Raw genomic sequence first — 22,081 nt, forward strand, 5'->3', positions numbered from 1 at the left:
CCCCGCGTACGGCGGTCAGCCCCCGGCGGTCACCGGCTCCCGGCGGCTGGCCTTCACCTTCTCCGCCAGCTTCCGCGGGCTGGTCAGGAAGCCCCAGCCCCACGACATGTGCATGGTGGCCAGCGCCAGCGGGATCCGCACCCGCGCCCCGAACGGCAGCCCCTTCCCCGCCGGGACCGAGCCCGCGGTGATCGCCGCCAGGTAGCCCGCCGGGACGAGCAGGCCCCACGGGGTGACCAGTGCGCCCGCCACCAGGCCCGCCACGATGGCGACCACGGCGGCGGGCGGCGCCAGATAGCGCAGGTTGATCGAGCCGGAGTGGTAGCGGGCCACCACGTGCCGCCAGCGGCCGTAGTTGCGGTACTGCCTGGCCAGGGCGCGTACGTTCGGGCGCGGCCGGTAGGAGACCAGCAGCTCCGGCGAGAACCAGATCAGCCCGCCGGCCTGGCGGATGCGGAAGTTCAGCTCCCAGTCCTGCGCCCGGATGAACTCCTCGTTGTAGCCGCCCTGCCGCTCCAGCACCTCGCGGCGGAAGACACCCAGATAGACCGTCTCGGCCTCGCCGGCCTCGCCGCCGGTGTGGAAGGCCGCGTTGCCGACCCCGATCCGCGAGGTCATGGCGGCGGCCACCGCCTTCTCCCAGTCGTTCTCGCCCTCGGCGTGCATGATGCCGCCGACGTTCGCGGCGCCGGTCTCCGCCAGCAGTCGTACGGCGGTGGCGATGTAGTCCGGCGAGAGCATCCCGTGCCCGTCCACCCGCACCACGACCGGGTGGCGGGAGGCGGCGATGGCGGCGTTGAGCCCGGCGGGGGTGCGGCCGGTGGGGTTGGGCACGGTGCGCACCCGGGGGTCCTCGCGGACCAGTTCGGCGGCGATGGCGTCGGTGCGGTCCTCGGACGGGCCGAGCGCGATCACGACCTCGAGCTCGCCGTCGTACTCCTGCTCCAGGATGTGCCGCACCGAGCTGCGCAGATACCGCTCCTCGTTGAGCACCGGCATGATCACGGAAACCGCGGGCGGCGCAGCGGCCGGCGAGGGGGATTCGGCTGGGGAACTCACCGGGCCACGGTACCGCGAACGGGTGAGGCCCCCGCACGGCAGCCGGGTGGCCGCGGGCATCGGGCGGCGTGGGATGCCCGGTCCGTAGATCGTATGGACCTACGTTGGCCGCTTCCGGCCCCCACCCCACGGAGGTGGTTCTGCGATGCCAGCCCGGTCGACGCCGCCGCGGCCCCGTCGGCGCGGCCGCCACGCCCGTCCCCGGCCGCGGCGCCGGCGGCTGTCCCGCTGGAGCACGCGGACGGCCACCGCCTTCTCGGCGCTGGTGCTGACGGCCAGCGGCATCGGTCACGCCATGGTCAGCGGGCTGGACGCCGAACTGCGCCGGGTGGACCCCTTCCACGGGCTCAGCCACCGTCCCAGGGCCGGCGACGGCACCAACTTCCTGGTCGTCGGCACCGACGGCCGCGCCGGAATCGGCCCGGCGGACCGGCGGCGCTACTCCCTGGGCGGCACCTCCTGCCACTGCACCGACACGATCATGCTGGTGCACCTGTCCGCCGACCGGAGCCGGGCCAGTGTGGTGAGCATCCCCCGGGACTCCTACACCGAGTTTCCCGGCCATACCGACCCGGCCACCGGGAAGCACCGCACCGGCCGCACCGGGAAGATCAACGCCGCCTACGCCTACGGCGGCCCGCGGCTGACCGTCCGCACGGTCGAGAAGATGACCGGGGTGCGCGTCGACCACTACCTGGAGGTCGACTTCACCAGCTTCATGCGGACGGTCGACGCGCTGGGCGGGGTCCCGGTGTGCACCGCCCGACCGCTGCGCGACCCCCACAGCGGCCTCGACCTGCCGGCCGGCACCACCCGGCTGGACGGCGGCCGGGCCCTGCAGTACGTACGCGCCCGGCAGCTCGACGGGGAGGGCGATCTGGGCCGCATCAGGCGCCAGCAGCACTTCCTGGCCTCCATGATCAACGAGGCGACCCGGCGCGGGGTGCTGATGAACCCGGTCCGGCTCAACCGGGTCGTCTCCGCGCTCGTCGGCTCGGTGCGCGCCGACCCCGGTCTGGACACCGGCGATCTGGTGGCCCTGGGACGGGCGATGCGCGGTCTCACGGCGGCGTCCTCGGAGTTCGTCTCGGTGCCGGTCGCCGACCCCGACCGCAGCGTGCCGGGCATCGGCTCGACGGTGGTCTGGGACAAGCCGGAGGCCGAGGGACTGTTCCGGGCAATGCGCCGGGACCTCCCCCTGGCGGCCGGCCCGGCGGGCACGGCGGGCGGGAAGAACCCGGAGAAGCCCGGCGAGAAGGCGGGCCGCTTCCCGCGGTCCGGCCCCCTGCCGGTGGAGGCGGACCCGGCGAAGGTCCGCGTCCAGGTCGAGAACGGCACCCCGGTCGCGGACCTGGGCATGCGGGTGGACCGGGCGCTGCGCGCCACCGGTTTCGACACCACCGGCACTCCCCGCGCCGCGAAGCGGCAGGACCTGCGGCACACGACCGTCCACCACGGGCCCGGACAGGTCCGCGCGGCCCGCGCCCTGGCCGCCGCGCTGCCCGGCGCCCGGCTACGGGAGGACAAGGCGAACGAGATGAACGAGGCGAATGAGGCGAATGAGGCGAACAAGAGCGGCAAGAAGGGCAAGGGGGACAACAGGGAGGGCAGGGACCGGGACCCGGTGCTGAGGGTGGTGCTCGGCAAGGAGCACAGCGAGGTGCGTCAGGTGCGTGAACGCGGGAGTACGCGCACCCCGGAACGGAAGGGCACCCCGGTGGTCACGGGCGACGAGGTCGTGTGCCCCCGGCATCCCTGATCACCGTGTCCGTCCGGGCACACTTCCGGTCCCGGCCGTCCGGCTCCCCGCCCGCCCCACTCGACCTGCCCACCTACCGGCCTACTCGTCCAGCATCCCCTGCGCCGTCCGCCGGTCGCGCAGCTCCTTGATCGCCCGGCGGCGGGCGAGCCGGTGGGTGCGCCGGATCTGCGCCTCCTGCCACCGCCGCCGGTCCCGCTCGGTCTCGGGGAGCACCGGCGGCACGGGACGGGGCCTGCCCTCCTCGTCGACCGCGGTGAACACCAGATAGGCCGAGGCGACCTGGGTGGCGGGGGTGGACTCGTTCCAGCGCTCGGCCAGTACCCGCACCCCGACCTCCATCGAGGTCCGGCCCGTCCAGTTCACCTGGGCCTTCACATGCACCAGATCGCCCACCCGGACCGGCTCCAGGAAGACCATCTCGTCCATGGACGCCGTGACCGCCGGGCCGCCCGAGTGCCGCCCGGCGACCGCCCCGGCCGCGTCGTCGACCAGCTTCATCACCACACCGCCGTGGACGGTGCCGAGGAGGTTGGTGTCGTTGCCCGTCATGATGTGGGACAGCGTGGTCCGGGAAACCGAGGTGGGCTTGCCCGGCAGTGCGTGCTGGGGCGCCTGGGCCTGAGTGCTCATGCCTCCCACCCTAAGCACCTCCCCGAGCGCCCGGTCACCGGCGCCCGCCGGTGCGCGGGCCGGTGCGCGGGCCGCTGTGCGGGCCGCTGTGCATCAGCTCTGCAACAGCACCGCTCCGGTTCCGCTCCCCGCTCTATGGCGCACCCGCCCCGAGGGGGCACACTGCCTCCCATGACTGACTGGCCCAACACCGCCGGCCCCGGCCCGCACCCGGACCCGACCCGCGCCATGCCGACCACCCAGCGCGGTGGCGGCGGCTACTCCAGTGGCTACGCGCCCGCCCCCGGCGGCCCCGCGGGCCCCGCGGGCTACGACTCCGGTTACAACACGGGCCAGGTCTACGCCGGCTCCGGCCACGGCGGCGGCCCGGGCCGGGGCGGCGACCAGGGCGGCTACGGCGGCGGCTACGCCGGTGCCCGCCCCGCTCCCGACTGGGGCCGCCGGGTCAAGATCGGTCTGATCACCCTGCTCGTCGTGACCCTGGTGTGGTCGGTCGGCACCTACTTCTGGGCCGACTCCAAGCTCCGCCGCGAGGTGGACCTGGGCATCGTGCAGGACCGCCCGGAGGGCGGCGAGGGCACCACCTACCTGATCGTGGGCTCCGACAGCCGCGAGGGCCTGTCCGACACGGAGAAGAAGGAGCTGCACACCGGGTCGGCCGACGGCAAGCGCACCGACTCGATGATCCTGCTCCACGACGGCCCCCAGGGCGTCACGATGGTCTCCCTGCCCCGCGACTCCTGGGTCACCATCCCGGAGTTCACCGGCTCGGAGAGCGGCAAGGACTTCCCCTCCCCCGGCGCCCGCAAGCTCAACGCCGCCTACTCCATGGACGGCGCCCCGCTGCTGGTCCGCACCGTCGAGTACAACACCGGCCTGCGCATCGACCACTACGCCGAGATAGGGTTCGGCGGCTTCGCCGAGATCGTCGACGCGGTCGGCGGCGTGGAGATGGACATCCCCCGCGACATCAAGGACAAGAACTCCGGCGCCGACCTCAAGAAGGGCCGCCAGACCCTCGACGGCGCCCAGGCCCTGGCCTTCGTCCGCAACCGCTACGAGGCGGGCAGCGACCTGGAGCGCACCAAGAACCAGCAGAAGTTCCTGTCCGCCCTGGCCAACCAGGCCGCCACCCCCGCCACCGTCCTCAACCCGTTCAAGCTCTACCCGACGATGGGCGCGGGCCTGGACACCTTGATCGTGGACGAGGACATGAGCCTGTGGAACCTGGCCACCATGTTCTGGGCGATGAAGGGCGTCACGGGCGGCGAGGGCGTCTCGATGAACATGCCGATCGCCGGCAGCGCCCCGCAGGGCTCCCTCAAGTGGGACATGCCGAAGGTCAAGAAGCTGGTCGAGCAGCTCAAGAACGGCGAGAAGGTCACCGTCAAGGGCGACTGAACCCGGCCCGCGCGGGTACGCGGGTGAAGCGGTCATGTGAGGTGCGGGCCCCGGATACCGGAGACGGTGTCCGGGGCCCCGTGGCGTGCCCGCTTCACCCGTCGGGATGAAGCACCTGAACACCTGCACCCCGGCACATCCCGGGAGTGAGCGTCAGCAGGTGGCGGCCGGAAGGAAAGCGCGCCGCGGGCCTTGCCGCCGAGCGGGACCGCCGTGCCGGTGTATCGCGTACCACTCGGTGGTGCGGCCCCGGCACTGCGGGACGGTTGCCTGATCGACCAACTTGCCTGAGACATGCAAGTCCGAAACTTAGGAAAACTTGCCCAGGATGGCAACTTTACCGAGTCGGTAAAGTTGCCATCCTGGGCAAGTTAACCCACTGCGTGTGTGATGATGGCTTGGTGGAATCTCCGCCGATCAGGGAGGCGCACCTGCTGGAACAGGGCATTCAAGCCCTGGACGCCCTTCTGGGGCCCGAGTGGCAGGTCACGCAGCGCCCGAACAAGAGCAAGGTCTTCGACGCCGCCCTGGAGGTAAGGGCGGAGGGCGACAGCACCTTCACGCAACTGCTGGTGGAGGTATCCCGGGCGGTACCACCACGGTTGGTGGTGGAGCGGCTGGCACCCAGGGCGCAGTTGCTCCGCGAGGTCAACCGTTACACGAATCTGCTGGTCATCGCGCCATGGATCTCGTCCCAGGCCCAGGAGCTCTTGCGGCAGAACGGCATCGCGTATCTGGACCTGACGGGCAACGTCGACATCCGCGTGGCACGACCGGCCATCATCATCCACACCGCAGGAGCCGAGAAAGCCCCGCGGTCAGCTCCCCGGGAAACCAACAGGACCACTCTGGCGGGGCTGAAGGCAGGACGCCTGGTGCGGCTTCTGGCCGATGTGCCGCCACCTCACCGAGCCATCGACCTGCACCGGATCTCCGCGCTGAGCCTCCCCTATGTATCCAGGCTGCTGGACACCCTGGAGGACCAGCTCCTGATCCGCCGCAAGGGGCGGATCATCACGGACGTCGACTGGGCTCAGCTTCTGCGCGCCCGAGCCCGAGAGATCAGTCTCCTCGCCCATGGGTCGTACCAGGGATTCCTGGCTCCCAACGGTGTACCGGCCCTGCTGCAACAGATCTCACAGCTGCCCACGGAGTATGTCGACGGTCTTTCGGTCACCGGCTCCTACACCGTACAGCGCTTCGTCCGGGTCGCCGTGGGAGGCCAACTGATGCTCTACGTCGGGCACTGGCTGAACATCGACGACGTGGCCGACGAACTCGGACTCCTACCGGTCGCAGAGGGTGCGGACGTTCTGCTGATGAACGAGCCGGACGCCTTCGTCCGGAGACGGTCCGAATTCATCGACGGCGTGCAGTACGTCGCGCCCAGCCAAGCGGCACTCGACTGCCTGGCCGGCCCCGGCCGGATGCCTGCCGAGGGAGAGGCACTCCTGGACTTCATGAAGACATATCCCGAGAAGTGGCGAGCTTCCGGAAACGATGCCGGGGCACCACCCATTCAGCACTAAGATCGCAACGCGGGACGAAGCCAACGAAAGCGCGAGGCGTCATGTCACAGATCCCGGAGGGCGTCGACCCCGATCAGCTGACGGTGGTGGCCCGACGTGTTCTCCTCGACGGCCTGATCGCGTTGAGCCCTCATCTCGATGCCCTGACTGTCGTGGGTGCGCAGGCCGTCTACCTGCGTACTCCGGACGCAGCGATCCGCAACTCGCCCTTCACCTCCGACGGTGACCTGAGCATCGACCCCGCACTTCTCGAGGATCAGCCGCTTCTCGACGCGTCCCTGCGCGAGGCCGGCTTCACGCTGAAGAAGGACAGCGAACCCGGGCTCTGGGAACGGCAGGAGACCGTGGGAGGGCAGATCGTTCCCGTGGAGCTGGATCTCCTCATTCCCCGGCAGCTCTCTCGCAAGAACGGGCGTCGCAGTGCCAAGGTCCCGCCGCATGGCACGATGTCCGCGCGCTGGATCGAGGGTCTTGAGGTCGCCGCCGTGGACCGTTCTCCCCTGCCCGTCGGCAGCCTCGACCCCGCCGACGATCGCTCCATCACGGTCAACGTCGCCGGCCCCGCGGCCCTCCTGGTCGCCAAAGCCTTCAAGATCACCGATCGGCTCAGCCAGGCCGAGAGGCGCCCGGACCGCCTGACCGACAAGGACGCCGGTGACGTCCTGCGCATCATGATGACCACCAGGGCACGACAGGTCTCCGAAACGTTCACCGTGCTGCGCAACGACCCGCGCGTGGGCGACGTCGCGGCGGACGGGCTGGAGAAGCTGCGCCAGCTCTTCGGCGGGCGTGCCACCCCCGGTGTCGACATGGCGGTCAAGGCGCTTGCGGGCTCTCTCGAAGAGGACCGCATCCGGGCCCTCGCCCCTGCCTTCATCACACGCCTGACGGAATAGACCACCCCGGTGCCGGGCTCCGAATTCAAGACCGTGTTGCAGAGGGCCTGAGCATCCTTCTGGCGAGGCCGGGACGCTCGATGTTCGCGGCGATGGTTGTGAACACGTGCCGTAGGCGGACTTTCTACCGTCTCCGGTAGCGGCAGCGGCGCATGCCGTGTCCATGGGCGAGCTCGTTGATGGTGCCTTCCACTCCGGAGCGGACCGCGTAGCGAGCCTGCCGTTCGGGCGAGTTCATGTGCAGACAACTCGGCGTTTCCACCTCCGGCTACTACGACTGGCGAAACCGGCCTGACTCCACAACCGCCCAGCGGCGTGAGGAACTGCGGCTCCTCATCACCAAAGCGCTCGAGATGTCCGACGGCACCTACGGATACCGGCGCGTCCACGCTCAGCTGCTCCGCTGGGGCGTCGCCGCCGGCCCGGAACTGGTCCGCCGGCTGCTGCGGAGGCTGGGCCTGATGCCCTGCCAGCCGGGACCGAGGCGGTGGTCGCTGACCCGGGCGGCGCCGGGCCCGGTGCCGGACCTCGTCGGGCGCGACTTCACCGCCGACGCGCCCTGGGCACTCCGAAGCTCTCCCGCTTCGGCCTGGGGGCCGACGAGGAAGGCCGGTGGACATGGCTGGACGATCCGCGCAACACCGTTTCCCCGGCAATCCCTGACCCTGATGTCCTGCTCCCCGGACCGCGCGGCCCGGTGGAGTGAAGGGAGGAGCGGGGACGGGTACGGGGTGCCCGGCCGGCGGCCGGGCACCCCTCCTCGTCAGGACGCCGTGAGGCCGTCGGCCTGCACCCCGGCGACGAAGGCGGTGAACGCCCGCGCCGTGAAGAGCAGCGCGGGACCGCCGGGCGCCTTCGAATCGCGTATGGCGACCGCGCCGTAAGCGGTGCGGGTCAGGTCGGCAGTCTCCACACAGTTGAGGCCGTTGTCACTGTAAGAGGACTTCGACCAGGTAACGGCAGTGAGGTCAGAGGCCGCCAAGGCACGGTTGCGAGTTGTCATCCCATGATCTCCTGGGAGAGTCGGTGCAGGAACTTCGGAGTCTCCTCCGGTGGCAGAGCAGACCGCGACAGTGCTTCGAAGTGGCGTGAGAACCTTCCGACCTCACGGCGCTTGTCGGAGATGGAAACGACACCGAACGCGTTGTCCACCTGGACCGTCGTCGGCAAGGTCTCGCCGAGAAGCAGGATGCTGAAGTCGTGGAGGAAGAGGTGCCCTCTCATCGTCTGGGGAAGCACCTGCACGGTCACGTTGCCGAGCTCTGTCAGACGCTTGATCTCGTCGTACTGCTCGCGCATCACCTCGATACCACCAACGACGTGCCGCAGCGCGGGTTCATAGAGGATCGCCCACAGCCTCAGCGGGTTGTCACTTCGTGTCAGCGCCTCCTTCCGCATCATCCGCACACTCACGCTGTCTTCGATGAACTCCGTCGTGGTCTCGTCGATGGACTTGGCGCCCTCGTGCCGGGCTCGTGCGTACGCCTCGGTCTGCAACAGACCCAGGACGAGCGTCGGGTGATAGGCCCGGACCTCCTGTGCCGCCGCCTCGATACCGAGGAAGCGGGGCACCCCGGAAGGCATGTTCGCGGCGTTGAGCATCCACCACTCCTGGCTGGCCGCGGTGCGCTGGGTGGTGATCAGCCGCTCGACCTCCTCCTCGTCGGTCACGCCGTACCGGATCAGGAGCTTGCGCAGGGCACCGGCGCTGCGCAGGTCCTGTAGCCCGGTCTCGACCCGTTGCAGCTTCGTGTCGCTGAACGGCATCCCCTTGGAAGCATCCTGGAGGCTCATCCCCACGCGCCTGCGCAGCTCGCGAAGCTCGTGCCCCAGAGCGATACGACGTGCTGTCGGCCTGTGCGGTGCGGCCATGTGTCCGCCTTTCCGGCTCAACTGCCTGTGCGTTGCGCCGATGTGCGCAGCATGGCACGGCAACTGTCCGCCGCACCATGCCTCGCGCCCGAGTCGGCATGTGCCATTTTCTGTCTGGTGGGTGATTCAGAGAGCTTTCCTATTGCTGTCAAAACCACCTGTGCGGCACGGTAATTGAACCTGAGGAGCGAGAGGGCCATGCATTTTAAGGCCAGCCTCACGAGTGAAGCATTCGAACCTTCATGTCATTTCCTCAGAGAAATCCGAGAAGGGATCTCTTCTGTGTCTGTGCAATCCGACATGTCCGCCCGCCCCCTGCTGTGGGGGCCGAAGAAGGTGCCCGTGCCGTACGTCGCCGCGTGGAGCGCGGAGACGGTCTCGGTGGCGGGCGCGCTGACCGTACGGCCCGGCGGGGCGGGGCTGGCCTACCGGGACGAGGTTCCCGGCGACCGGGACCGGCACGGGGTGCTGTGGGCGCGGATGAGCCGGTCACCCGGACAGGGGCGGCCCGACTTCCGGAAACTCCACTCCCACCGCCAGCGGCGGGCGATGCTCGGCCTGCTGTGCCAGGTGTGCGGCGGGACGGCCGACCGCACCGCACGCGGCTGGCTGTTCGCCCTGCCCCGGCCCGACCCCGAACGCCGTTCCCCAGGTTGGCCCGAGGGGGCGCTGTCCACCAAGCCGCCGCTGTGCCGCCCCTGCGCGGCGCTCGCCGTACGCCACTGCCCGCACCTGGCCGACCCCGTCGCGATCCGGGTCCGCAAGCCGAGGGTGTGGGGTGTCTTCGGCGGCCTGGTCACCCCCGCCCCGGACGGCCGGCTCACCTCGGCCTCCGGAGACGGCCACCTTCCCTACGGCCACCGCGCCGCCCCCTGGTTCCTCGCCTCCCAGCTCGTCCTCGAGCTCACCCGCTGCACGGAAGAGAACTTCGGAACCGGATCCGTGCGCCCATAGGCCACAGTCCCGGAGACCGGCAACTCCCTCGGGAGACCCCGGTGCTGAGAAAGCCCTCCCGGGCTGGTGAACGGTTTCCCGTTTCGTCAACCATGATCGCTTGACCCGTCCGCCCCGGGCCCGGGAGCATCACAGGAGAAACACGGTGCCGGCAGCGGCGGGGAGAGGGAGGCTCGGATCATGAAAGTCACCAAGCTGGTCAGTTCGTGTGACCTCAAGGACTGTCCGACGATTTACGCGACGGATCGCGGCACTCTCCTGGTGCAGGGTGAGACTCCGGCCGACCACGGGCTCCGGATTCCCGCTCACGAAACACTCGTGGAGATCCCGGTGGAACTCTTCCGGAAGGCTGTCCGTGACAACCTCGTCTAGGAGCCTCGGGGACCTCTTCGACACATTCCGCTGTGAGGCGTTCCGCCTGGAAACTCTCGACGACTACAGCGGGTCCGGAAACGTAGCGGCCTACAAGGCGTTCTTGGCCGGTGAACCGCAACCGGAAGACTACAACGCACACTGGGTCGAAGAGCTTCGCGCGCACACCGAGAGAGGAAAACGCGTCTACCGGGTCCATATTCTCTCCCGCCCACTCACCGACTACCTCAGGTTCGAACTCGGGTGGGGATACCGGAGAAACATGTCCGGCGGAGAGGAGTTCTTCATCCTCGACACCACCGAGAACCCCAGCCCGCTTGAACATGTTCCGGACTTCTGGCTCTTCGACTCCGAATCCGTGGCCGTGATGAACTACGACAGCGCCGGAAAGTTCCTGGGCTCGGAGGTCCTGCCACCTGAGCGGGCGGCCGAATTCGCCCGGTACCGGGACGCGGCACTCGCGCACGCGGAACCGTTCACCGCATGGTGGGCCGAGCACGGGACGTGAACAGGGCACAGTTGGGGGCCGCGCTGCGGGCGCTGCGCATGGCATCCGGCAAGGAGGCCAAGGCCGTGGCTCGCAGTGCACTCATGTCTCCGTCCAAGCTGTCGAAGATCGAGAACGCGAGGCTCGCGCCCAGTGCGGCGGACGTGGAACGCATCCTGACCGCCATCGGTGTCTCGGACGAGGTGAAGGCGGAGTACACCGCAGCCGCTCGGGCATCGGCGACGGAAACGACGGCCTGGCGGCTGCTGAAACGGATCGGTACGCACAAAGGGCAGCAGGCCGCCGGGGCACTGGAAGCCCAGATGTCGATGCTGCGCCTGTTCCAGCCCGCGCTGGTACCCGGCCTGCTCCAGACACCGGAGTACATCCGGGCCGTCCTGCGACGTCACAGCCTGAGCGAGGACACTCTCATCCGGACGGTCAACGGCAGGCTTGAGCGCCAGTCGGTCCTCTACGACGGAACGAAGTCACTCCGGTTCATCATCACGGAACCCGTTCTGCGGTGGCGCATCGTCCCTCCGCAGGTGATGGCCGCCCAACTCGACCGGATCGCTTCCGTCTCCCGTCTCCCCCACGTGGACATCCGTGTGGTCCCACTGGGTGTCCGGCAGTACGACTTCGCGAATCACGCGTTCGTCATCCGCGATGACCGTATGGTCACGGTGGAGACCGTCCATGCCGAAGTGGTCGTCACAGACCCCAGAGACATAGGACTCTACATCGGAAAGTTCGAAGGATTCGAGCAGGCGGCGGTTTCCGGCGACGACATGCTGACCCTGGTCGCGAAAATACGTGACGGTTTCTTGCGACAGCAGGAAACGGGCTAGCTTTTCTCCCTCTATTTCGGAAGATTTGTTCACCGGAGCGGCGGCATGGCAGCGGCTCACCGTTCACGCACCATCCGACCAGGAAGGCGAAAACGTGACGACCACACAGGGACACCGGACCGATACCATGCACCTCATCGGTCCCGGCCTCCGGACGCAGCTCATTGAGGACGTGCGCAGGACCTGGACCGAACTCACCGATGACATGGGCGAGCGCGGCGTGAACCAGTTGGCGGCCTTCCTGGCCACCAGCGCCCGCACCAGTGAGACCCTGACGCCATCGCTGCGCGTGGACGAGTTCTGGCACCGGTTCGTCCTGCGGACGAAGGAGTACGCCGCGTTCTGCGACGCCCTCGGCGCCGGATTCATCCACCACGTTCCCGAGCCCACCGGGATGTCCGACCCGGCCAAGGGCCGTGCCGTGATGAAGCGGACCATGGACGCGATCGAGGCGGCCGGGTTCACCATCGACGCCGAGTTCTGGCCCGGCGCGGGCGCGGCGGACTGCACGCAGTGCCATGCCGGCTGCACCGACAGCCCCGTCAACAGGTAGCCACCTCCCAAGCCGCCCGTCCGGTCTCCCTGCCGGACGGGCGTGCCCGCGCACAGGATTGGAAGGCATGTGAGGGACTCCCGCAGCGCCGCATGGGACGCGTACTCGCAGAGCAGAACCCAGCGTCGAAGGACGAATGCCAGGGGCGAGACGACGTGGTTCAACTGGACCCAGCACCCCGACCACGGTCCCGGAGCCGAGATCCTCCGCCTGAAGCCCGGAGACAGTGTGCTCGACCTCGGATGCGGTTCCGGCGGGAACCTGGCACATCTGGCCTTTCTCGGCATGCGGGCCACGGGAGTCGACCTGTCCGGCGCACAGCTCGCCAAGGCACGTGAGCGCTGGACGGAGGTGGAGGGGATGGAAGTGCACCAGGGCGACGCCCTGGCCTTCCTGACGACCTCGGCCACCCGGTTCGACGCCGTCTACTCGGTCTTCGGGGCCGCCTACTTCACCGACCCCCGTCTGACGCTCCCCACTGTCCGCCGCCACCTCGCGCCCGGTGGAGTGTTCGCCATGTCGCAGCATCCGGCCGTGGACGGCTGCTACGGCTGCCAGGCGTCCTACATCCCGCGCGGAGCCGACGAGGACCCGGCGATCGTCAGACGGTGGGACTACCCGCCGGCGATTTGGACCGCGCTGTTCGAGGAACACGGCTTCGAGGATGTGACGGCTGCCGTCCTCCCGGCGCCGCCGCACGGCAGGCGCCGGATCGGCACCCTGCTGGTGCGGGGAGTCCGCGGTTCGTGACGGCCCGCGAGCCGAACGCGCCGGGGCTCCTCGCCGCGCACGCGGCGAGGAGCCCCGGCGCGGGGCGTGGAGGTCTTACGGCAGGTTGCGGGCCATCACAATCCGCTGGATCTGGTTCGTGCCCTCGTAGATCTGGGTGATCTTGGCGTCGCGCATCATGCGCTCGAGGGGGTAGTCGCGGGTGTAGCCGTAGCCGCCGAGGAGCTGGACGGCGTCGGTGGTGATCTCCATGGCGGCGTCCGAGGCGTAGCACTTGGCGGCGGCGCCGTAGAAGGTGAGCTGCTCGTCCTTGCCGGAGCCGCCGAGGGTGACGCGCTCGGAGCGGGCGGCGGCGGCGTAGGTGAGCTGGCGGGCGGCCGCCAGCTTCATCGCCATGTCGGCGAGCATGAACTGCACGCCCTGGAAGTCGCCGATCGGCTTGCCGAACTGCTTGCGCTCGGTGACGTAGCCCTTGGCGTAGTCCAGCGCGCCCTGGGCGATGCCGAGGGCCTGGGCCGCGATGGTGATGCGGGTGTGGTCCAGGGTCTGCATGGCGGTGGCGAAGCCGGTGCCCTCCGCGCCGATCATGCGGTCGGCGGGGATGCGGACGTTGTCGAAGTACACCTCGCGGGTCGGGGAGCCCTTGATGCCGAGCTTCTTCTCCGGGGCGCCGAAGGAGACGCCCGTATCGCCCTTCTCCACCACGAAGGCCGAGATGCCCCTGGACCGCTTCTCCGGGTCGGTGACGGCCATCACCGTGTAGTAGTCGCTGACGCCGGCGTTGGTGATCCAGCGCTTGACGCCGTTGAGGACCCAGGAGTCGCCGTCGCGCACCGCGCGGGTCTTCATGCCCGCGGCGTCCGAGCCGGCGTCCGGCTCGGACAGGCAGTAGGAGAACATCGCCTCGCCCCGGGCGAGCGGGGCGAGGTACTTCTGCTTCAGCTCCTCGGAGCCGGCCAGGACCACCGGGAGCGAGCCGAGCTTGTTGACGGCCGGGATCAGGGAGGAGGAGGCGCACACCCGGGCGACCTCCTCGATCACGACGACGGTGGCCAGCGCGTCGGCGCCCGCGCCGCCGCAGGACTCGGGTACGTGGACGGCGTGCAGGTCGTTGGCGACCAGCGCGTCCAGCGCCTCCTGGGGGAAGCGGCCCTGCTCGTCCACCTCGGCGGCGAAGGGCGCGATCTTGGCCTCGGCGAGCGCGCGCACCGATTCGCGGAGCATCTCGTGCTCCTCCGACGGCCGGTAGAGGTCGAAGTCGTTCGGTCCCGCCACGGTGCTCTCACTCCCTGTAGGCAATCCTGTGGGCCACGCTGCTAACTACCGTTAAGTAATACAAGTCTAGAGGGCTGGTCCCGTCCGGGGTACATGAGCTTGGCGACACTGTCCGCGATGCCATCCGGAGCCGTCCGGATATGCTCGCGCACAGCGTCCCCCGTCCTGCCCCGTCCGTCTCCCAGGAGCACTCCCATGGCCATCGGAATCACCGTGATCGGCACCGGTTATCTCGGCGCGACGCACGCCGCCGCCATGGCCGAGCTGGGTTTCGAGGTGCTCGGGCTGGATGTGGTGCCCGAGAAGATCGGGACGCTCTCCAGAGGCGAGGTCCCCTTCTACGAGCCCGGTCTGGAGGAGCTGCTGCGCCGCCATGTGGCCGGGGTGGCGGGCTCCACCGGGCGGCTGCGCTTCACCACCTCCTGGGAGGAGGTGGGCGAGTTCGGCGACGTCCACTTCGTCTGTGTGAACACCCCCCAGAAGCAGGGCGAGTACGCCTGCGACATGTCCTATGTGGACAGCGCGGTGGACTCGCTGGCCCCGCACCTGGCCCGGCCCGCGCTGGTGGTCGGCAAGTCCACCGTGCCGGTCGGCAGCGCGGAGCGGCTGGCGGCGCGGCTGGCTCGGCTGGCCCCGGCCGGGGACGCGGTGGAGCTGGCCTGGAACCCGGAGTTCCTGCGTGAGGGCTTCGCCGTGGAGGACACCCTGCGCCCGGACCGCATCGTGGTGGGGGTGCGCTCGGACCGGGCGGAGGAGCTGCTGCGCGAGGTGTACGCGAAGCCGGTCGCGGCGGGCTCGCCGTTCGTGGTCACCGACTTCCCGACCGCCGAGCTGGTGAAGACCGCCGCCAACTCCTTCCTGGCCACCAAGATCTCCTTCATCAACGCCATGGCCGAGGTCTGCGAGACGGCGGGCGGCGACGTGGTGAAGCTGGCGGAGGCGATCGGGTACGACGACCGGATCGGCCGGAAGTTCCTGCGCGCCGGGATCGGCTTCGGCGGCGGCTGCCTGCCCAAGGACATCCGCGCCTTCATGGCGCGGGCGGGCGAGCTGGGCGCCGACCAGGCGCTGACCTTCCTGCGCGAGGTGGACTCGATCAACATGCGCCGCCGCTCCCACATGGTGGACCTGACCCGGGAGACGGTCGGCGGCACCTTCCTGGGGCAGCGGGTCGCGGTGCTGGGCGCGACGTTCAAGCCGGACTCCGACGACGTACGGGACTCCCCGGCGCTGAACGTGGCCGGGCAGATCCACCTCCAGGGCGGGCAGGTCACGGTCTACGACCCCAAGGGCATGGCCAACGCCCGGCGGGTCTTCCCCACCCTCGGCTACGCCGACAGCGCGGCGGAGGCGGTGCGCGGCGCGGACGTGGTGCTGCACCTGACGGAGTGGCGCGAGTTCCGGGAGCTGGACCCGCAGGTGCTGGGCGAGGCCGTGGCGCACCGGCGCATCCTGGACGGCCGCAACACCCTGGATCCGGAGCTGTGGCGCAAGTCGGGCTGGTTCTTCCGGGCGCTGGGGCGTCCGACGGCGTAGCGCGGGGGAGCCGGGGGCCGGGGGCCCGGGCCCCGTCAGCTTCTGGACGACCGCCGTGCGCGGTAGGTCCGCATCTTCGCCCGGCTGCCGCAGACGGCCATGTCGCACCAGCGTCTGCGGGCGGCCGGGCTGCGGTCGTAGTAGGCCCAGTGGCAGTCGCCGGCCTCGCACGCCTTGAGCCGGGCCCAGGTGCCGTCGGCCGCGGCGGCCGCGACGGCGGCGGCGATCCGGGCGGTGAGCGCCGTGACGCCCGTGGCGGGGCCGCCGGGGCCGCCGGGGAGCACGGGTTCGAGGGCCGCCGTGCCCGTCGCGTCGAAGACCACGGTCAGGGGCGTACGGCGCAGCAGTCCGGCCAGCTCGGCCGCCGTCTCCGGCGGTACCGGGGTGCCGGGGTGGGCGTGGGCCAGGCAGACGGCGCGCAGTCCCTCGCGGAGCCGGACGAGCTCCGGCAGGCCGGGTTTGGCCGGTTCGAGCCCGGTCAACCCGTGCTCGCGCGTGAAAGCGGCGAGACCGTCCGCGGTGGCGAGCGCGTCGGCCCCCGTCGCCACGTCCAGGGTGTTGATCAGATCCCGCACCAGACGGAGTCCCGGTGGGGTGGGATCCCGGTCCTCGGGCTGTTCCACGTCCGTCACGTTACCGCCTTGCGGCATTACCTGATGACCGGCATTATGAGGTAACTCACGTTACCGGTCGAGAACGTCAAGCGGTAACCGTCAGACGGAAGCACGGCAGGAAGGAAGTACCCATGGCCATCTCCGCACTGGAGACAGTCGTCGTACTGGACTGCCCGGACCCCGGGAAGCTCGCCGACTTCTACGCCCGCCTGCTGGGCGGGACGGTGGAGGGCGAGGGCGACTGGGTCGAGGTGGCCGTCGCCCCGGAGGGTGCGGCGGTCCGGAAGCTGGCCTTCCAGAAGGCCCCCGGTCACGTACCGCCGAAGTGGCCGAGCGCCGAGCACTCCCAGCAGTTCCACCTCGACTTCTACGTGCCCCGCGCGGAACTGGAGGAGGCCGAACGGGAGGCGCTGTCGCTCGGCGCGGAGCTGCTCCGGAACGAGGACGGCGGCGAGAGCGGGTTCCGGGTGTACCGGGACCCGGCGGGGCACCCCTTCTGTCTCTGCTTCCGCTGAGGCGGTACGGCGGAAGCCCCGGGGACGGGGGCACGGACACGACGAGGCGGGCGGGGCGGGAAGTGTTCGCACACTCCCCGCCCCGCCCGCCTCTTGCTGTCCCCCGGAGGGGTCACCCGGCCCTCGCCGGGCCGGGTGGCACGGTCCGGACGTCTCAGATGTTGACGCCGTTGGCACGCAGGTAGGCCAGCGGGTTGATGTCCGAGCCGTAGCCGGGACCGGTGCGCACCTCGAAGTGCAGGTGCGGGCCGGTGCTGTTGCCGGTGGAGCCGACCCCGCCGATCTGGTAGCCGGCGCTGACCTTCTGGCCGGCGCTGACCGAGATCGAGGACAGGTGGCCGTACTGGCTGTAGCGGCCGTCGTCGTGGCGGATGACGACCTGGTTGCCGTACGCGCCACCCCAGCCGGCGGAGACCACGGTGCCGCTGGTGACGGCCTTCACCGGGGTGCCGGAGGCGGCGGCGAAGTCCTCGCCGGTGTGGCCGTTGGACCAGCGGGCGCCCGCGGCCTTGTAGGAACCGGAGGGGGCGGCCGCGACCGGGGCGGCGTAACCGGAGGACACACCGGGGGAGGTGCGCGCCTCGCTCCGGTCGGAGCGCTCGGCCGCGCGCTCCGCGGGGGCCTCGGCCTTGGCCTCGGCCTTCTGCTGGACCTTCGGCTGGACCTTCTTCTCGGTCTTGGCCTGCGGCTGGGCCTCCGGCTTGGCGGCGGCCTTCTGCTGGACGGCGGTGCCGCCCAGGTTCAGCTCCTGGCCCGGGTAGATCAGGTTGGGGTCGCCGCCGATGACCTCGCGGTTGTCCTCGTAGATCTCCTGCCAGCCGCCGGAGACGTCCTGGGCGCGGGCGATCTTGAAGAGGGTGTCACCGCCGACCACCCGGTACGCGGTGGTCTTCGCGGTCTCCTCGGCGGACTTCTTCGGGGCCGCGTGCTTCGGGGCCGACTTCTTCGGGGCGGCAGGCTTCTCGGCCTTCTCGGCCTTCCGCTCGGTGCGGTCGGCCCGCTCCGAACGGTCCTGCTGCGGCGCGGCAGGCTTCTCGGCCTTCTCGGCCTTCTCGGCCTGCCGGTCCGCTCCGTCGGGGGAGATCTGGGGGGCGGGACCGCCCTTGGTCAGCCCGGCCTTGACCGAGCACACCGGCCAGGCGCCCGGGCCCTGCCCGTCCAGCACCTTCTCGGCGACGGCTATCTGCTGCTCCTTGGTGGCCAGGTCGGCGCGCGGGGCGTACTGGGTACCGCCGAAGGCCTCCCAGGTGCTCTGCTGGAACTGCAGGCCGCCGTAGAAGCCGTTGCCGGTGTTGATGCTCCAGTTGCCGGTGCTCTCGCACTGCGCCACCCGGTCCCAGGTGTCGACGGAGGCGGCGTTGGCGTTTCCGGCGGCGATCAGGGGCAGGGCCACGCCCGCGCCGCCGACCGAGATGGCCAGGGACAGGCGGGAGAGACGGCTGGTGTGGGCACGACGATGACGTCCGCTTGCGGACATGAGGTGGCTCCTTCTCCTACGCCTGCGAGGTGAGCTGTCGGGTTCGGGCTGGAGTTGCCCGGCCAGCCGTTGCGCGGCGCTGGGCCGCGAGGCGTGGCTTCACCCCAAGCCGTCCCGTATGGGCACGGGCCGGCGGTTTTCGTTGGGTCCCCCGCTCCTGCCGGCGGTGGTGTGGATGTTCCAACCCGTTGCCGTGGCAGGACTCGGCGTTCGGCAGCGGGTCGCCGCACGTTGGTGCGACACGGCCAGAACCGTAAACACAACGTTTCGTCGTCAACAAGCCGATGGGTCACACGGCGCCCGTTTCGAAGGCATTGCGGCACCCGCCGTTCGCACTCTGGGTCACCGCGCGAATGCGAAGGGTGCCGTATTCCCCTTCTGACGGGCCGTCACACACTTCGCCCACCAGCGTTTACCACCCGTACGACACAACCCGGCACGGAAAGCGACGAGCCGGAAGATCGCACTCGTGACGTGCATCACGAGGAGGTAAACACAGGGGTCCACAAGCACGGATCCGGCCCCGACCGACCGGATCCGGCCAGCGTCGGGTCAGCCGTCGAGCTGCTCGATCGTGGCGGTCGACGGGCCGCGCCGGGCCTGCTCCGCACGGGCCACCGCCTCCGCGTCACGGAGCACCCGCACCGCGTTGTGCCAGGTCAGCCTGGCCAGATCGGCCTCGGACCAGTGGCGGTCCAGCAGCTCGGCCACCAGATTGGGGTAGCCGGACACGTCGTCGAGGCCGGAGGGGGTGAAGGGCGTGCCGTCGAAGTCGCCGCCGACGCCGATGTGGTCGATGCCCGCGACCTCGCGCATGTGGTCCAGGTGGTCGGCGACCGTGGCCGCCGTCGCCGCGGGGCGCGGGTGTGCCGCCTCGTACGCGCGCCGGACCTCCTGGGCCCGCTCGCCGCCGTCCAGCGGGTGCAGGCCGTGGGCGCGCAGGTGCTCGTCGGCCGCGTCGGACCAGGCGACGGCGGCGGGCAGGACGAACTTGGGCACGAAAGTGGCCATCGCCACACCGCCGTTGGCCGGGAGCCGCTCCAGCACGTCGTCGGGGACGTTGCGCGGGTGGTCGCACACCGCCCGGGCGGAGGAGTGCGAGAAGAGCACCGGCGCCGCCGACACCCGCAGCGCGTCGCGCATCGTGTCCGGCGCCACATGGGAGAGGTCCACCAGCATCCCCAGCCGGTTCATCTCCCGTACGACCTCCTCGCCGAAGCGGGTCAGGCCGCCGTGGCGGGAGGTGTCGGTGGCCGAGTCCGCCCAGTCGGTGTTGTCGTTGTGGGTGAGGGTGAGATAGCGCACGCCCAGCCGGTACAGGGCGCGGAGCGTGGCGAGCGAGTTGGCGATGCAGTGCCCGCCCTCGGCCCCCATCAGCGAGGCGATACGGCCCTCCGCCCGCACCGCCACCGCCTCGTCGGCGGTGCGGGCGAGCCGCAGGTCGTCCGGGTAGCGGCCGGCCAGCAGCCGCACCGCGTCGATCTGCTCCAGGCAGGCGCTGACGGCGGCGTCCCCGGCCAGGTCGGTGGGGACGTAGACGGACCAGAACTGCGCCCCCACCCCGCCCGCGCGCAGCCGCGGGAGGTCGGTGTGGAGGTGGGCGGACTGGTCACGGGCGATGTCGCGCCGGTCGAGGTCGTAGCGGACCTGGGTGCGCAGCGCCCACGGCAGGTCGTTGTGGCCGTCGAAGACGGGGTGGGCGGCCAGCAGCGCGCGGGCCTCCTCCAGCCGCTCCCCGGCCCGGTCCGTACCGTCCGCACCGTCCGCTTCGTGCGTGCCGTCCGTACCGCCTGCCGTGGGCGCCATGCGTCACTTCCCTCCGAAACCGAAGCCCGTCCCGCCGGCGGCGACCTTGGCACGCAGTCGGCGGCCCTTGTCCTGTGCCTGCTCCTTCAGTTCGGCCTGGAAACGTTCCATGCGCTCCCGCAGGGCCGTGTCGTGGGCGGCCAGCAGCCGTACGGCCAGCAGCCCGGCGTTGCGGGCGCCGCCGACCGAGACGGTGGCGACCGGGACCCCGGCGGGCATCTGGACGATGGACAGCAGGGAGTCCATGCCGTCCAGGTGTGACAGCGGTACGGGGACGCCGATGACCGGCAGCGGGGTGACGGAGGCGAGCATGCCGGGCAGGTGGGCCGCTCCCCCGGCGCCCGCGATGACCGCCTTCAGACCGCGGTCGGCGGCGCCGTCGCCGTAGGCGATCATCTCGTGCGGCATGCGGTGCGCGGAGACGACGTCCACCTCGTAGGGGACCTCGAACTCGTCGAGCGCCTTGGCCGCGGCCTCCATGACGGGCCAGTCGGAGTCGGAGCCCATGACGATGCCCACCACGGGGGTGGCGGAGAGGGCGGAACCGGTGCTGGGGGAGCTGTCCGTGCCGCTCATGCCGCTCATGCCGCTCATTCGGTGATCGTCCCTCTCAGATAGGCGGCGGCGTGGGCGGCGCGCTCGCGTACGTCCGCCAGGTCGTCGCCGTAGGTGTTGACATGGCCGACCTTGCGGCCGGGCTTCACGTCCTTGCCGTACATGTGGATCTTCAACTGCGGATCGCGGGCCATGCAGTGCGGGTAGCCCTGGTACATGTCGGGGTAGTCGCCGCCGAGCACGTTGACCATCACCGTCCACGGCGCGCGCGGGCGCGGGTCGCCCAGCGGGAGGTCGAGGACGGCCCGCAGGTGGTTGGCGAACTGGGAGGTGACCGCGCCGTCCTGGGTCCAGTGGCCGCTGTTGTGGGGACGCATGGCCAGCTCGTTGACCAGGATGCGGCCGTCCCGGGTCTGGAACAGCTCGACCGCCAGGTGGCCGGTGACGTCCAGTTCCCGCGCGACCGTCAGAGCCAGTCGCTGGGCCTGTCCGGACAGCTCCCCGGGCAGGTCGGGCGCCGGGGCGATCACGGTGTCGCAGACGCCGTCCACCTGGACCGACTCCACCACCGGGTACGCGACGGCCTGGCCGTGCGGGGAGCGCACCACGTTGGCGGCCAGTTCCCGGACGAAGTCCACCTTCTCCTCGGCCAGCACCGGCACGCCCGCCCGGAAGGGCTCGGCGGCCTCCGCCGCGGAGCGCACCACCCACACGCCCTTGCCGTCGTAGCCGCCGCGGACGGTCTTGAGGACGACGGGCCAGCCGTCCCCGCCCGGCGCGTCCCCTTCCCCCGCGGCTCCTTCCGCCGCGAAGCGCGCCACGTCGGCCGGGTCGGCCACGATCCGGTGGCGCGGGCAGGGCACGCCGATCTCCGTCAGCCTCGCCCGCATCACGCCCTTGTCCTGTGCGTGCACCAGGGCGTCGGGGCCGGGCCGCACCTTGACGCCCTCGGCCTCCAGGGCGCGCAGGTGCTCGGTGGGGACGTGCTCGTGGTCGAAGGTGATCACGTCGCAGCCCCGGGCGAAGGCGCGCAGGGTGTCCAGATCGCGGTAGTCGCCGACGACGACGTCGTTCACCACCTGGGCGGCGGAGTCCTGCGGGGTGTCACTGAGCAGCCGGAACCTGATGCCGAGCGGGATGCCCGCTTCATGGGTCATCCGCGCGAGCTGTCCGCCGCCCACCATGCCGATCACTGGAAATGCCACGTCCGT

Annotated in this window: 22 protein-coding genes, 1 pseudogene and 1 riboswitch; of the genes and pseudogenes, 13 read left to right on the plus strand and 10 right to left on the minus strand. The window is 70.5% G+C overall.

Features of this window, described 5'->3' with window-relative positions; genetic code table 11:
* Positions 1–15: 15 nt before the first annotated feature.
* Positions 16–1,059, minus strand: coding sequence for a glycosyltransferase family 2 protein (locus CUT44_RS21895; RefSeq protein WP_269846195.1), 1,044 nt, complete (start codon positions 1,057–1,059; stop codon positions 16–18).
* Between the two features lie 145 nt (positions 1,060–1,204).
* On the opposite strand from CUT44_RS21895, the gene CUT44_RS21900 reads away from it, so the two are divergent.
* Entirely contained in the window at positions 1,205–2,818 is a 1,614-nt protein-coding gene (locus tag CUT44_RS21900) for an LCP family protein (RefSeq protein ID WP_100203642.1), read from the plus strand.
* An 81-nt stretch (positions 2,819–2,899) separates the two neighbouring features.
* On the opposite strand, the gene CUT44_RS21905 is transcribed toward CUT44_RS21900, so the two are convergent.
* Complete coding sequence (locus tag CUT44_RS21905) at positions 2,900–3,451, minus strand: acyl-CoA thioesterase (RefSeq protein ID WP_100203643.1); 552 nt, start codon at positions 3,449–3,451, stop codon at positions 2,900–2,902.
* 171 nt (positions 3,452–3,622) lie between these two features.
* Here CUT44_RS21905 and CUT44_RS21910 point away from each other — a divergent pair, with 171 nt between their 5' ends.
* The 4 genes from CUT44_RS21910 (at position 3,623) to CUT44_RS34910 (ending at position 8,161) form a co-directional block, all read left to right on the plus strand.
* Positions 3,623–4,852, plus strand: a complete 1,230-nt coding sequence (locus tag CUT44_RS21910; RefSeq protein ID WP_199185796.1) for an LCP family protein — start codon at positions 3,623–3,625, stop codon at positions 4,850–4,852.
* Between the two features lie 401 nt (positions 4,853–5,253).
* Positions 5,254–6,381: a hypothetical protein gene (locus CUT44_RS21915; protein ID WP_233221557.1), complete on the plus strand. Its 1,128-nt coding sequence runs from the start codon at positions 5,254–5,256 to the stop codon at positions 6,379–6,381.
* 41 nt (positions 6,382–6,422) lie between these two features.
* Positions 6,423–7,277 (plus strand): hypothetical protein, encoded by an 855-nt coding sequence (locus tag CUT44_RS21920; RefSeq protein WP_100203644.1) that lies wholly within the window; start codon positions 6,423–6,425, stop codon positions 7,275–7,277.
* A 353-nt stretch (positions 7,278–7,630) separates the two neighbouring features.
* A complete protein-coding gene (locus CUT44_RS34910) occupies positions 7,631–8,161 on the plus strand; it encodes an IS3 family transposase (protein WP_408646773.1) in 531 nt (176 codons plus the stop codon).
* Here CUT44_RS34910 and CUT44_RS21930 read toward each other — a convergent pair.
* Positions 8,077–8,280 (minus strand): annotated as a pseudogene (locus CUT44_RS21930) (DUF397 domain-containing protein); the annotation flags it as partial. The gene CUT44_RS34910 and the pseudogene CUT44_RS21930 overlap by 85 nt on opposite strands.
* Positions 8,277–9,149: a helix-turn-helix domain-containing protein gene (locus CUT44_RS21935; RefSeq protein ID WP_100203647.1), complete on the minus strand. Its 873-nt coding sequence runs from the start codon at positions 9,147–9,149 to the stop codon at positions 8,277–8,279. The pseudogene CUT44_RS21930 and the gene CUT44_RS21935, both read right to left, overlap by 4 nt.
* Positions 9,150–9,431: 282 nt before the next feature.
* Here CUT44_RS21935 and CUT44_RS21940 point away from each other — a divergent pair, with 282 nt between their 5' ends.
* The 6 genes from CUT44_RS21940 (at position 9,432) to CUT44_RS21965 (ending at position 13,113) form a co-directional block, all read left to right on the plus strand.
* Positions 9,432–10,103, plus strand: coding sequence for a hypothetical protein (locus CUT44_RS21940; protein ID WP_146252278.1), 672 nt, complete (start codon positions 9,432–9,434; stop codon positions 10,101–10,103).
* A 180-nt stretch (positions 10,104–10,283) separates the two neighbouring features.
* The gene (locus CUT44_RS21945; RefSeq protein WP_100203649.1) at positions 10,284–10,475 is read left to right on the plus strand and encodes a hypothetical protein; all 192 of its coding nucleotides are present in this window, start codon (positions 10,284–10,286) and stop codon (positions 10,473–10,475) included.
* The gene (locus CUT44_RS21950; protein WP_100203650.1) at positions 10,459–10,983 is read left to right on the plus strand and encodes a DUF6879 family protein; all 525 of its coding nucleotides are present in this window, start codon (positions 10,459–10,461) and stop codon (positions 10,981–10,983) included. Before CUT44_RS21945 ends, CUT44_RS21950 begins: the two co-directional genes overlap by 17 nt.
* Positions 10,980–11,810 carry a helix-turn-helix domain-containing protein gene (locus CUT44_RS21955; protein WP_233221559.1) on the plus strand — a complete coding sequence of 277 codons (831 nt, stop codon included), beginning with the start codon at positions 10,980–10,982 and terminating at the stop codon, positions 11,808–11,810. The genes CUT44_RS21950 and CUT44_RS21955 overlap by 4 nt, the downstream gene beginning before the upstream one ends.
* Positions 11,811–11,904: 94 nt before the next feature.
* Positions 11,905–12,363, plus strand: coding sequence for a glycine-rich domain-containing protein (locus CUT44_RS21960; RefSeq protein WP_233221560.1), 459 nt, complete (start codon positions 11,905–11,907; stop codon positions 12,361–12,363).
* A 69-nt stretch (positions 12,364–12,432) separates the two neighbouring features.
* Entirely contained in the window at positions 12,433–13,113 is a 681-nt protein-coding gene (locus CUT44_RS21965) for a class I SAM-dependent methyltransferase (RefSeq protein WP_100203653.1), read from the plus strand.
* Positions 13,114–13,188: 75 nt separating this feature from the next.
* Here CUT44_RS21965 and CUT44_RS21970 read toward each other — a convergent pair whose 3' ends face one another.
* Entirely contained in the window at positions 13,189–14,367 is a 1,179-nt protein-coding gene (locus CUT44_RS21970) for an acyl-CoA dehydrogenase family protein (protein WP_100203654.1), read from the minus strand.
* Positions 14,368–14,562: 195 nt separating this feature from the next.
* Here CUT44_RS21970 and CUT44_RS21975 point away from each other — a divergent pair, with 195 nt between their 5' ends.
* On the plus strand, positions 14,563–15,903 hold the full coding sequence (locus CUT44_RS21975; protein ID WP_100203655.1) for a UDP-glucose dehydrogenase family protein: 1,341 nt from the start codon (positions 14,563–14,565) through the stop codon (positions 15,901–15,903).
* A 35-nt stretch (positions 15,904–15,938) separates the two neighbouring features.
* On the opposite strand, the gene CUT44_RS21980 is transcribed toward CUT44_RS21975, so the two are convergent.
* A complete protein-coding gene (locus CUT44_RS21980) occupies positions 15,939–16,526 on the minus strand; it encodes a CGNR zinc finger domain-containing protein (protein ID WP_233221561.1) in 588 nt (195 codons plus the stop codon).
* 122 nt (positions 16,527–16,648) lie between these two features.
* On the opposite strand from CUT44_RS21980, the gene CUT44_RS21985 reads away from it, so the two are divergent.
* A complete protein-coding gene (locus CUT44_RS21985) occupies positions 16,649–17,032 on the plus strand; it encodes a VOC family protein (RefSeq protein ID WP_100203657.1) in 384 nt (127 codons plus the stop codon).
* A gap of 154 nt (positions 17,033–17,186) precedes the next feature.
* Here the strand turns inward: CUT44_RS21985 and CUT44_RS21990 are convergent, their stop codons facing one another.
* The 4 genes from CUT44_RS21990 to CUT44_RS22005 form a co-directional block, all read right to left on the minus strand.
* Positions 17,187–18,509, minus strand: coding sequence for a transglycosylase family protein (locus tag CUT44_RS21990; protein WP_100203658.1), 1,323 nt, complete (start codon positions 18,507–18,509; stop codon positions 17,187–17,189).
* A 4-nt stretch (positions 18,510–18,513) separates the two neighbouring features.
* Positions 18,514–18,685, minus strand: a riboswitch (cyclic di-AMP (ydaO/yuaA leader).
* Positions 18,686–19,061: 376 nt separating this feature from the next.
* Entirely contained in the window at positions 19,062–20,315 is a 1,254-nt protein-coding gene (locus tag CUT44_RS21995) for a dipeptidase (RefSeq protein ID WP_100203659.1), read from the minus strand.
* Positions 20,316–20,318: 3 nt separating this feature from the next.
* On the minus strand, positions 20,319–20,900 hold the full coding sequence (purE, locus tag CUT44_RS22000; RefSeq protein WP_233221568.1) for a 5-(carboxyamino)imidazole ribonucleotide mutase: 582 nt from the start codon (positions 20,898–20,900) through the stop codon (positions 20,319–20,321).
* A 5-nt stretch (positions 20,901–20,905) separates the two neighbouring features.
* A complete protein-coding gene (locus CUT44_RS22005; RefSeq protein ID WP_100203660.1) occupies positions 20,906–22,075 on the minus strand; it encodes a 5-(carboxyamino)imidazole ribonucleotide synthase in 1,170 nt (389 codons plus the stop codon).
* Positions 22,076–22,081: the final 6 nt, after the last annotated feature.

It is taken from the genome of Streptomyces carminius, assembly GCF_002794255.1.
Lineage (GTDB): Bacteria > Actinomycetota > Actinomycetes > Streptomycetales > Streptomycetaceae > Streptomyces > Streptomyces carminius.